A 10,660-nucleotide genomic window follows, 5' to 3' on the forward strand; every position below is an offset into this window, starting at 1 on the left:
TACCGTTGCCGTTGTTCTCCCATCTGGACACACCTCCGTTAGTCTTATTATCCTTCTGTCCGTTAACGGGTGTCCACTTTTTATTCTAGCTCCACCAGTAACCTTATTTCTTGAAATTTCAGCCTTCCAGCCCAAAAATTAGCCAAATCGAGGCAAATAGCGTTTCTGGGAATCGTTACATTTCTAAACAGCTCAAAAAGCAGCAAATAGCGTCTCTAGGAATCGTTAGGCGCTGAGCAACAGCACCTACGATGAATAGAACAGAAGATTCTCTTGTGCGCAGTGCAGCTTCCCTCATCTAGTATAACGATCTATATCATCCATCGCTGAATCGTGCATTCGTTTGTGGTGATCTTCATGCTGGCGAACGTCATTTTTCAGCTTGGCCAGAAATCCCCAACCTGTAAAGAACATGAGCAGCACAGCAATCAAAGCATAAGCAAAACTAAATAGATTCATATAGAAATTCACAAAGATCGTGGCCAGTATCAAACCCAGAATCCACAGTACCCATTTTGTACTTTTTCTCAACATTATCCTCCTTACTGGATTGTAATTATTTTACTCTATCGTACTCTTTATGTATCCTCAAACATACGCACAAGTAACACGAAGGTTTCGCAGAAAAAGAAAAAGACTCCCTATCGGGAGCCTTTCCTCTGTCGGCATAACCGAGGCTTTATACCTCAATTACATCATGCCGCCCATACCACCCATGCCGCTCATGTCAGGAGCGCCAGCAGCGCCTGCAGGTTCTGGCTTGTCAGCGATAACCGCTTCAGTAGTCAGGAACATAGCCGCTACGGAAGCAGCGTTTTGCAGTGCAGAACGAGTTACTTTCGCAGGGTCAACGATACCTGCTTCGATCATGTTAACCCACTCGCCAGTTGCAGCGTTGTAACCTACACCTACTTGCTCTTTTTTCAGACGTTCCACGATAACGGAACCTTCTTCACCAGCGTTAGCCGCGATTGTGCGGATTGGCGCTTCCAGAGCTTTCAGAACGATGTTAACACCTGTTTGCTCATCACCGGACAATGCTACACCAGCAACAGCATGATATACGTTCAGAAGCGCAGTACCACCACCGGATACGATACCTTCTTCAACCGCAGCGCGAGTTGCGTTCAGGGCATCTTCGATGCGCAGTTTGCGTTCTTTCAATTCAGTTTCAGTTGCCGCACCGACTTTGATTACGGCTACGCCGCCGGACAATTTAGCCAGACGCTCTTGCAGCTTCTCTTTGTCGAACTCGGAAGTTGTTTCTTCCAATTGTGTACGAATTTGGCTAACACGTGCATCGATATCGGATTTGTTACCAGCTCCGTCAACGATGATTGTGTTTTCTTTAGTTACACGGATTTGACGAGCTGTACCCAGTTGTTCTACAACTGCGGATTTCAGATCCAGACCCAGTTCTTCTGTGATCACTTGACCACCAGTCAGGGCAGCGATATCTTGCAGCATAGCTTTACGACGGTCACCGAATCCTGGAGCTTTAACCGCTACAGCATTGAATGTACCACGCAGTTTGTTCACAACCAGCATCGCCAGCGCTTCGCCTTCGATATCTTCAGCGATCAATACAAGCGGTTTGCCTTGTTGAACGATTTTCTCAAGCAATGGCAGGATGTCCTGTGTGCTGGAGATTTTTTTGTCTGTGATCAGGATATATGGATTGTCCAGAACAGCTTCCATTTTGTCCGTATCTGTGATCATGTATGGAGAAATGTATCCACGGTCGAATTGCATACCTTCAACCACTTCAAGCTCAGTGGCGAATCCTTTGGATTCTTCAACGGTAATAACGCCGTCTTTACCTACTTTTTCCATAGCTTCAGCGATCAGTTCGCCTACTTCTTCGTCAGCAGCAGAGATTGCTGCAACTTGTGCGATGGATTGTTTGCCTTCAACCGGTTTGGAGATGGATTGCAATTCAGCAACCGCAGCTTTAACCGCTTTGTCGATCCCTTTACGGATACCGATTGGGCTTGCGCCTGCAGTTACGTTTTTCAAACCTTCTGTGATCAAGGCTTGAGCAAGTACAGTTGCAGTTGTTGTACCGTCACCGGCAACATCGTTCGTTTTGGTTGCAACTTCTTTAACCAGCTGTGCACCCATGTTTTCGAATGCATCTTCCAGTTCGATTTCTTTTGCAATCGTTACACCGTCATTTGTGATGAGCGGGCTTCCGAATTTTTTCTCCAGAACCACGTTGCGGCCTTTTGGTCCGAGCGTTACTTTCACTGCGTTAGCCAATGCATCCACACCACGAAGCATGGAGCGACGAGCGTCTTCACTGAATTTAATGTCTTTAGCCATTTAAGAAAACCTCCCTGGTATATTGTATAAAATGGTGCTGCTATATCGTTCGGTTAACCGATTTAAATTTGAAATTAGTCGAGAATCGCGTGAATGTCGCTCTCTTTCATAATCAAATATTCTTTACCTTCGTATTTGATTTCTGTACCGGCATATTTGGAGAAAATAACGCGGTCTCCTTCTTTCACTTCCAGAGCTACACGTACGCCGTCTTTCAATGCACCCGCACCAACTGCAATGATTTTACCCTCTTGCGGTTTTTCTTTGGCGGAGTCCGGAAGTACGATCCCGAAAGAAGTCGTTTGCTCTTGCTCCAGTGGTTCTACCAATACGCGTTCACCTAAAGGTCTGATCATGAAAAATAGCCTCCTTTTGAAATTATATAGCCTTGCATTTGTAGGTTGCAGCCATATGTATTAGCACTCGACAGTGTTTAGTGCTAACAACCAACTTTATGATACTCAACTTGAAGCATGATTTCAAGTCTTTTTGATGAATTTTTGCGAGTTTTACGTGTAATTTACATCCATACAGCGTCATCGCCTACATTCATCGATCCATGTCACTTACATTCATGAAGTCAAATCACATACATTCATTAAGCCAATTCACATACATCCGTCAAGCCAAATCACGCCGGCACAGCTGGAGGAATGTTACATGCTCACGCTTTCTATTCTACGAGATTCACAAGCCCGCATGCAAACTTGTCCCTTAACCCCCTTTTCCATTGTATCCACTCACAGCCATAATATGCCTGCATGTCCAGTTCAGCTTTCCGCTCAGTAACCGAAACAAAAGACCCGAAGCAAACACAACGTTTTGCTCCGGGCCTCTTCACGAGCGAATCACGTTTATATATTTTTTATCGGCGCAGACGGAGTCGCTTCCCTCACTACCCCACTTGCTGCTTATCATCTGCACGCACATACCGGGATTCAATCTCCTGATCGGCAGCAAGCTGCTTACGATACACAACAGCCGATAGAAATACACTGATTTCATAAAGCAGCAGCAGTGGAATCATCACCAGCAGATCGGATATGAAATCCGGCGGTGTAACGACCACTGCGATAAAGATCAGTACAAAATAGGCAACTCTGCGCATTTTGCGAAGGCGAATCGGATTCAGAATCCGCAGTCCTGTCAGGAACATGATAAGCAGCGGCAGCTCAAACAGCAGAGACACCGGCAGTACAATGCCAAACAGAAAGCTGAAATACTGCTTCATGCCATAGGTTTCGACAAGTCCCATTTTTTCCGTAATGGTGGAGGTGAACGCCAGCGCCATCGGAAAAACAACATAATATGAGAAAGCAACACCGACCAGAAACAACAGGAATACATAAGGCACATATTTCAGAGAAGCCTTGCGCTCCTGCGGCCGCAGACCGGGGCTAACAAACCGCCAAATCTGATAAACCGTAAACGGCAGCGTGATGACAAGGGAAAACAACCCGGCAATCTTCATATAGATGCCAATCCCGTCCCAGAAGGAAAAGGCATGTAATACAAAGCCCTGAGCCGTCTCCGCCTTGGTGAGATAACGATACACCGGGTCTGCGACGAAAAAGCCTGCGATCAGGCCAAGAATAAAAATGCTCAGGACATAGATCAGCCGCTTGCGCAGCTCACTCAGATGGTCCGAAAGCGTCATTTCTTCATTTTGCTGCGTCATGCCTGCCTCCCCTGGAATTCAGCTTTAAAATACAAAACCCTTCCGGCAGGAAGGGATCTCTCTTTCATTGCCCAAGACATTATTCCGGCAGACGTTTATCCACAGGTTTCTCAGCAGTTGTAGTCTCCGCAGCGAGCGGTTTTGCTTTTTCCTGCTCTTTGCGGCTGGAAGCATCATCATCCGAAATAATATCACGTGCGCCTTCCTTGAACTCGCGGAATGTACGTCCGACAGCCCGTCCCAGCTCCGGCAGCTTGTTAGGCCCAAACAACAGCAATGCAATCACGGCCAGCAAAATAAAACCTGTTGGTCCAATGGAACTAAACATTGATTTTCCTCCTCGTTTCAAGCTTTCAAAATGCTCATACTTCGAAGTCACGTCCATCAGATGTCTGAACTGCATTTGAATTTATGCCCATCATACCACAGATGTAACCACTTACATAACCCGTAAAATGCTCAACCCGCACAACTTTTCTTCCAAAGAGATACCTTCGGGCACAGTTTACTGTTTAAATTGGCCCGTCACCATCAGCAGCGCTTCAGGAAGCTGATCCATAATGGCCGCCAGATGCTCATGCACACCTTTTGGCGTCCCTGGCAGATTCACAATTAATGTACGACCGCGAATTCCGCATACGCCGCGGAACAGCATAGCTGATCGATTTTTGCCCATCACACTGGCTCTCATCGCCTCAGCCATTCCGGGAACCTCGCGCTCAATGACACGTCTGGTCGCTTCCGGTGTAATATCACGAATAGCCAGCTCCGTGCCACCCGTTGTCAGTACGAGATCGGCGTGAAAATAATCTGTCATCTCGATTAAAGCTGCAATAATCTCATCCGGCTCGTCAGGAACAATCCGATATTCCACGATCTGACCGCCGAGTTCCTCCTCCACAAGCTCCCGAATGACTTGCGCACTTGTATCCTCACGTTCTCCGCGGGCCCCTTTGTCACTGGCTGTCAGGATAGCTGTTCTCCACACCATAAAGATCACCCTTCTCCTCTACGAAAATAAATACTCTTTATCGGTTGTAATCACCGTTTTTACCGCCACTTTTGGATTGCAGCATCGTTGGACCAATAATCATATCCTTTTGCATCGCCTTACACATATCATAGACAGTAAGCGCTGCTGCCGATGCTGCTGTCAGTGCCTCCATCTCTACACCCGTCTTGCCTTCGGTTTTGACCGTTACTTCAATATGAAGCTCGTCTACTCCGTTATCGTGAAATCGGATATCCACACCATTCAGTGCAAGCGGATGACACATCGGAATCCAGTCAGACGTTTTCTTCGCCCCCTGAATGCCCGCAATCTGAGCTACCGCCAGAACATCCCCTTTGCCGATGCGTCCATGGCGAATGGCCTCAAGTGTCTCCGGGTTCATCGTGACTTTCGTAACCGCAACAGCGGTACGCACCGTCACATCCTTACCGGATATGTCTACCATTCTGGCCCGTCCCTGCTCATTAAAATGAGTCAGCTTCCCGCTTGAGGACTGACTATTATTCATTTCTGAGTTCAATCACATCACAACCCTTTATTCGATATGTACTATACCTTCGGGCGTTATCAACAGATCCAGCCGCAGATCAAGCGGGTCCATCGGGATGTCCGACTCCAGCTGGCCCGGCAAGACCAAAGCTGCCATGAGCGGCCTTTTCCCCTGCTTGGCACAGTGCTGATCGAGACGCTCTGCAAAGCGGTCATAATAACCGCCACCATATCCGATGCGACCTCCGTCAAGGTCGTAACCCAGCCCGGGTACCAGCACCAGATCGATATCCGGCCAGCGTTCGGGCGGCAATACTTCGCAGGATGCTTTAGGTTCAGGTATACCCCAAATGCCCGGTTCGATATCCTGAGGCCCCCTCACTCGCCGCAGCTCCATGCGAGGCGGATCAGCAAGCACCTTGGGCGCAAGCATGACATCCCCCTTTTTCCATCCCTCTTCAAAAAGAAAAACGGTAGATGCCTCACTTCCATACGACAGATAGCTGAAAATCATCAGAGACCCGGACACCTGTCTGTCCGGGTTCAGCCGCAGACGGTCCAGCTCTCGCTTCAACCCGTCATTTATCCGGGTGACCGCTTGCTGACGCATCTGCTCGTCCATTCGTTCACGCATCTGTCTCAGCCGGGCCCTGAGCTGCTTCTTCTGTTCCGCATGATCCTGCATAATGCTGACTAACCTCCTGTTGATCTGGAAGGTAAATAAAATCATTCAGTTCATTGCGCTTATATGTTATGACAAGATGTCATCTGGATGATCAGCTTGAAATGATTCATTTTCTGCAAAATGCTCATGGTATAACATGTCTTCTTTCAGTTTATCATTGATTGACCAAAAAGACTACAAGCCCGCTTCGTTCCCAATCGGTGCATTTGCTCTGTATTTCATGTAAACTGGGAGGTAAGTGTCCAGGACGTGTCTTGAGACACGCCCTAATCAAGAACTCGACCTATGGAGGAACTTAATTCTATGTTGCTGCAAGTATCCGGAATTATTAAACGTTTTGGTGTCGATCCCATTCTGGACGGCGTAAACTTACAAATATTAGAACGCGAGCGTATCGGCCTCGTTGGTGTGAATGGTGCAGGTAAATCTACATTGCTCAAAATTATCGCTGGTGAGATGTCCTATGATGGGGGACAGATTTTCAAATCCAAGGAAACCACGCTTGGTTACCTCGCGCAAAACAGCGGTTTGCAGTCAGAACGCAGCATCTGGGATGAAATGATGCATGTCTTTGCACATCTGACCCAGGCCGAAGCAGAGCTCAGACAGATGGAGCATGATATTGCCGATCCTTCCATGATGCAGGATGAGAAGCAATATGCCGACCTGCTGGAGCGTTACGCAAGACGCTCGGACTGGTTCAAGGATCACGGCGGGTACGAGATGGAAACGCGCATTCGCAGCGTGCTGCACGGGATGGGCTTTGGTGAATTCTCTCCTGATACCCCGATTGGTACGCTCAGCGGTGGTCAGAAGACCCGCCTCGCTCTGGCTCGCATTCTGCTGCAGGCTCCCGATCTGCTCATGCTGGACGAGCCAACGAACTATCTGGACATTGCTACACTTACGTGGCTTGAGGACTATCTCAGAGGATATTCTGGCGCACTGTTAGTTGTATCCCATGACCGGTACTTCCTGGACAGACTCGTGACAACCATAGTTGAAATTGAACGTCATCGCTCCAAGCGATACACAGGCAATTACAGCCGTTACATGGAGCTGAAGGCCGCTGAATACGAAAGTCAAATGAAGCAGTATGAGAAGCAGCAGGATGAAATCGCAAAGATGGAAGACTTTGTGCAAAAAAACATCGTACGCGCTTCAACCACGAAGCGTGCCCAGAGTCGCCGCAAAGCGCTGGAGAAAATGGATCGGCTCGACAAGCCGCTTGGCGATCTCAAGAAAGCCCACTTTTCGTTCCAGACTGCCGTTATGTCAGGCAAAGAAGTGCTGCGTGTAGATCAGCTGTCCGTTGCATATGACGAGGGATCACCGCTGTTCCGCAATGTGTCCTTTGATCTGCGCCGCGGGGAAACGGTGGCGTTAATCGGACCAAACGGGATCGGGAAATCAACGATGCTGAAATGTCTTACCGGAAGTCTTCGTCCTGCGCAGGGAGATATTCAGTGGGGCACCAAAGTGCAGATCGGTTATTATGACCAGGAGCAGACGGGACTTAATCCTTCCAATACCGTTCTGGAAGAACTGTGGAGTGCTTATCCGGGTATGGAAGAAGCCCGCATTCGGACGGTACTCGGCAACTTTTTGTTCAGCGGTGACGATGTACTCAAAAAAATATCCTCGCTCAGCGGCGGGGAGAAGGCACGTGTCTCTCTCTCCAAGCTCATGCTGAAGGAAGCCAATGTGCTTATTCTCGATGAGCCGACGAACCATCTGGACCTCTTCGCCAAGGAAGTGCTTGAGGCCGCGTTGATGGATTACGAAGGCACACTGCTGTTTATCTCTCATGACCGTTACTTCCTGAACAAAATGGCGGAACGAATCGTTGAACTTCATCCAGGCGGCACAGAGCAATATCTCGGCAACTATGATGATTATGTGGAGAAAAAACAGGAGCTGGAGGAGATTGCACGCGAAGCAGCAGAGGCTCGTCAGGCAGCTTCAAAGTCGCCTTCTCCAGCAGCAAATGCCAATTCAGCAGCATCCGAGAAATCTGGCGCAGCCTCCTTCGAAGCGGACAAGCAAGCGAAACGGGAGGAGCGGAACAGGCAGCGCAGACAGGAAGCACTGGAGCAGCAGATTGCAGAGCTTGAATCGAAAATTACTGCCTTGGAAGAACAGATGGCCCTGCCGGAAGTTTATCAGGATTATATGAAGTTGCAGGAGCTTCAGCAGTCCACCGAGGAGCACAAAACCCAGCTTGCACAGGCATATGAAGAGTGGGAAACGCTCGCTATGGGTTAGTTAGGAGCTCAGGTCGTAATCAGAGCTATGACAAGGATCTACGTGAATCAAAAAAACAAACGAATGAGGCTCAGCGTTACATTAGTAACGTTGGGCCCTTTTTGATTAACAGTTCTCCTCATGTTTTCACATTTGTCAAATCCTCTCGATTTTCGTAAAATAAATTCCTGGGGCTATGCTCCTCTTTTATCCACATGCCAGCGAGAAACCAATGCCTTGTTTTCATGTAATTAAACATTGGTAGAATAAGCTTTTCATGAAAAAACCATATTTATCCACTATTTTATCCACATTATCCACAGTCTTGTGGATAAAACAGCTGCATTCTATCCCCTGCATAAGACCTGTTTCGAAAACATTGAGTGCAGGCCTTCACCTCAGTTATCAACAATTTATACTGGATATGTGGATAACTATAATCACACCTTGACAGATTCAATTATCACATGGGGCACTCGATCATATGTATCCCAGGAAAGGAATCTTATGCACACAGCCACCACTCCCGAATTTACCATTGTTGTTCAAGCTCCTTTTTCTTCTGTACAAGTGTTCGGCTCCAATGTAGTTGCTCGCTGCACGCCAATCACACTGCTCTCCCCCTCTATGAGCGTCTGGATCATAGAAGAGGAGGAGACGGAGCAGCACGATGCTCTTTCGTCCAGATTATCGCGTATCATTGATGGATATGGTGATATTGTGGAGCGGTACGAGCTGGAGATCGCTGGCCTGACGGGCGAGTATGTGAAGCAGCTGGATCGACTGATTGATGAAGAAGAAGGTATGGATGTGCCATGGTATCGTCTGCGCGCTATGTTTTCTTTGAAGGAACACCCGTATTTTCTCTCAGCCACGGCGATGTGTTCAGCAGAAAAACTTGAAGAAATTGAACAAGCCTTCTTTCAGACACTTGCTTCATTCGAGCCTCATTCGGACTCTGGCCCGATAGAGCATGAGGAATCCAAAATACGAAATAATGAGCTCCAGGAGCACATGCTTCACGCAGCCATGGATCGGATGGAACAGATCGAACAGATCCAGAGATCAAGTCATGATTCGGAATGGATGTCTGAACTGGAAGCACAGGATAGGATGACACAGACTATTGATGTTCAGGAGCGATTTGAGCTTGCGCTGAGCCACACAGGTTTACAAGAGCATGCAGATACACTTCGCGCTATTGCCCATGCCGGATTTACTCTGGTAGAAGCAGGGACCGCCCCTGCCAATCTGTTGGGTGCTACACGCATTGGCGGTGGGCCGGATTTGCCGGAGGGTGTGGATTGGCCGCGTAATCACGAAGGACTGCACTATAACTTCCTCGCGCAGATCAACCTTTCTGATCTTCCCACGCTCACCAAACATCTGCCTTCAAGCGGCTGTTTAACCTTTATGTCGGATACCGATTTACGTGGTGGAAAAGTATTATACTCACCTGATGGCTGCAGCTGGATTCACCACCCTCTGCCAGCGGATGCAGAGGACATCGCAAGCAAGGTCATGCAGATGCTGACCTGGAGTACAGAAGAGCAACGACTTGTGGTCAGCCGGAATGAGCTGCTTGATCTGCAAGCACATACTGCAGCAGATGGCACCTTGTCCTTTGAACGTTCAGGGCAGCCTGTGCTTGCACTTGCCTCGGAATATGAGATCAGTCAGGAGCCTCAGTTGTTGCGGGTTTTCCCCACAATAACTCTTCCTTATTCCAGTCAGGTATACAGCAGCCTTGGACTGTCCGATCCGGATGAGGCCATCACAGCCCTTCGAGAACGTATGCACGTTGGCGAGGGGCCGCAGCACCAGCTGCTCGGTCATCACCGCTCAACTTCCCGTGCTGCCGAACGTGCGATCGCCTATGCGAAACAGCAAGGCTGGCAGGAGCTGACCCAGGCCGAAGACTGGTTCACCCTGCTTGCGCTGCAGTCCGGCGGCAGAGCCGGCTTTCAGTTTGAGGATTACGGCGAGTTTGTATTTATGGCAAACATCAGGGATACGATGCGTGGAGACTTCTCACGTGTGTTCACCTACCTAGAGCTGGAATAATTCATCTATCTTATCTGCCCTAGTAAGCTCTGATAAAAAAAATAAATTACACAAGCAAATTGCAGATTGCTTGAATCGAGTAGGAGGCTACCCATTAGTTGAGTAGCCGACCTCTCACACCACCGTACGTACCGTTCGGTATACGGCGGTTCAACCGCTTGCGTGC

10 protein-coding genes are annotated in these 10,660 nt (G+C 48.4%); 2 read left to right on the forward strand and 8 right to left on the reverse strand.

Features of this window, described 5'->3' with window-relative positions:
- Positions 1-294: 294 nt before the first annotated feature.
- From HNR77_RS29695 to HNR77_RS29730, 8 genes are all read right to left on the reverse strand, one after another.
- A complete protein-coding gene (locus HNR77_RS29695; RefSeq protein ID WP_184191671.1) occupies positions 295-531 on the reverse strand; it encodes a hypothetical protein in 237 nt (78 codons plus the stop codon).
- 159 nt (positions 532-690) lie between these two features.
- The gene (gene groL, locus HNR77_RS29700; protein WP_184191673.1) at positions 691-2,322 is read right to left on the reverse strand and encodes a chaperonin GroEL; all 1,632 of its coding nucleotides are present in this window, start codon (positions 2,320-2,322) and stop codon (positions 691-693) included.
- A 74-nt stretch (positions 2,323-2,396) separates the two neighbouring features.
- A complete protein-coding gene (groES, locus tag HNR77_RS29705; RefSeq protein ID WP_145403430.1) occupies positions 2,397-2,678 on the reverse strand; it encodes a co-chaperone GroES in 282 nt (93 codons plus the stop codon).
- A gap of 539 nt (positions 2,679-3,217) precedes the next feature.
- A complete protein-coding gene (tatC, locus tag HNR77_RS29710; protein ID WP_111270442.1) occupies positions 3,218-4,000 on the reverse strand; it encodes a twin-arginine translocase subunit TatC in 783 nt (260 codons plus the stop codon).
- A gap of 79 nt (positions 4,001-4,079) precedes the next feature.
- A complete protein-coding gene (locus HNR77_RS29715) occupies positions 4,080-4,328 on the reverse strand; it encodes a twin-arginine translocase TatA/TatE family subunit (protein ID WP_145403433.1) in 249 nt (82 codons plus the stop codon).
- A gap of 177 nt (positions 4,329-4,505) precedes the next feature.
- A complete protein-coding gene (locus HNR77_RS29720) occupies positions 4,506-4,991 on the reverse strand; it encodes a MogA/MoaB family molybdenum cofactor biosynthesis protein (RefSeq protein ID WP_111270440.1) in 486 nt (161 codons plus the stop codon).
- Between the two features lie 37 nt (positions 4,992-5,028).
- Complete coding sequence (gene moaC, locus HNR77_RS29725; protein ID WP_184191676.1) at positions 5,029-5,520, reverse strand: cyclic pyranopterin monophosphate synthase MoaC; 492 nt, start codon at positions 5,518-5,520, stop codon at positions 5,029-5,031.
- Between the two features lie 27 nt (positions 5,521-5,547).
- A complete protein-coding gene (locus HNR77_RS29730) occupies positions 5,548-6,186 on the reverse strand; it encodes a 5-formyltetrahydrofolate cyclo-ligase (protein WP_184191679.1) in 639 nt (212 codons plus the stop codon).
- Between the two features lie 303 nt (positions 6,187-6,489).
- Between HNR77_RS29730 and HNR77_RS29735 the strand changes: the two genes are divergently transcribed.
- The gene (locus tag HNR77_RS29735) at positions 6,490-8,451 is read left to right on the forward strand and encodes an ABC-F family ATP-binding cassette domain-containing protein (protein ID WP_184191682.1); all 1,962 of its coding nucleotides are present in this window, start codon (positions 6,490-6,492) and stop codon (positions 8,449-8,451) included.
- Between the two features lie 486 nt (positions 8,452-8,937).
- Entirely contained in the window at positions 8,938-10,494 is a 1,557-nt protein-coding gene (locus HNR77_RS29740; RefSeq protein WP_184191685.1) for a DUF1963 domain-containing protein, read from the forward strand.
- The last annotated feature ends 166 nt before the right edge of the window (positions 10,495-10,660 follow it).

The organism is Paenibacillus sp. JGP012, assembly GCF_014203995.1.
GTDB lineage: Bacteria > Bacillota > Bacilli > Paenibacillales > Paenibacillaceae > Paenibacillus > Paenibacillus silvae.

Excerpts from the sequence above, each read along its gene's own strand:
- groL (WP_184191673.1), bottom strand. The coding sequence starts at position 2,322 with ATGGCTAAAGACATTAAATTCAGTGAAGACGCTCGTCGCTCCATGCTT.
- HNR77_RS29735 (WP_184191682.1), top strand. The coding sequence starts at position 6,490 with ATGTTGCTGCAAGTATCCGGAATTATTAAACGTTTTGGTGTCGATCCC.
- HNR77_RS29730 (WP_184191679.1), bottom strand. The coding sequence starts at position 6,186 with ATGCAGGATCATGCGGAACAGAAGAAGCAGCTCAGGGCCCGGCTGAGA.
- HNR77_RS29720 (WP_111270440.1), bottom strand. The coding sequence starts at position 4,991 with ATGGTGTGGAGAACAGCTATCCTGACAGCCAGTGACAAAGGGGCCCGC.
- tatC (WP_111270442.1), bottom strand. The coding sequence starts at position 4,000 with ATGACGCAGCAAAATGAAGAAATGACGCTTTCGGACCATCTGAGTGAG.
- groES (WP_145403430.1), bottom strand. The coding sequence starts at position 2,678 with ATGATCAGACCTTTAGGTGAACGCGTATTGGTAGAACCACTGGAGCAA.
- HNR77_RS29740 (WP_184191685.1), top strand. The coding sequence starts at position 8,938 with ATGCACACAGCCACCACTCCCGAATTTACCATTGTTGTTCAAGCTCCT.
- moaC (WP_184191676.1), bottom strand. The coding sequence starts at position 5,520 with ATGAATAATAGTCAGTCCTCAAGCGGGAAGCTGACTCATTTTAATGAG.
- HNR77_RS29715 (WP_145403433.1), bottom strand. The coding sequence starts at position 4,328 with ATGTTTAGTTCCATTGGACCAACAGGTTTTATTTTGCTGGCCGTGATT.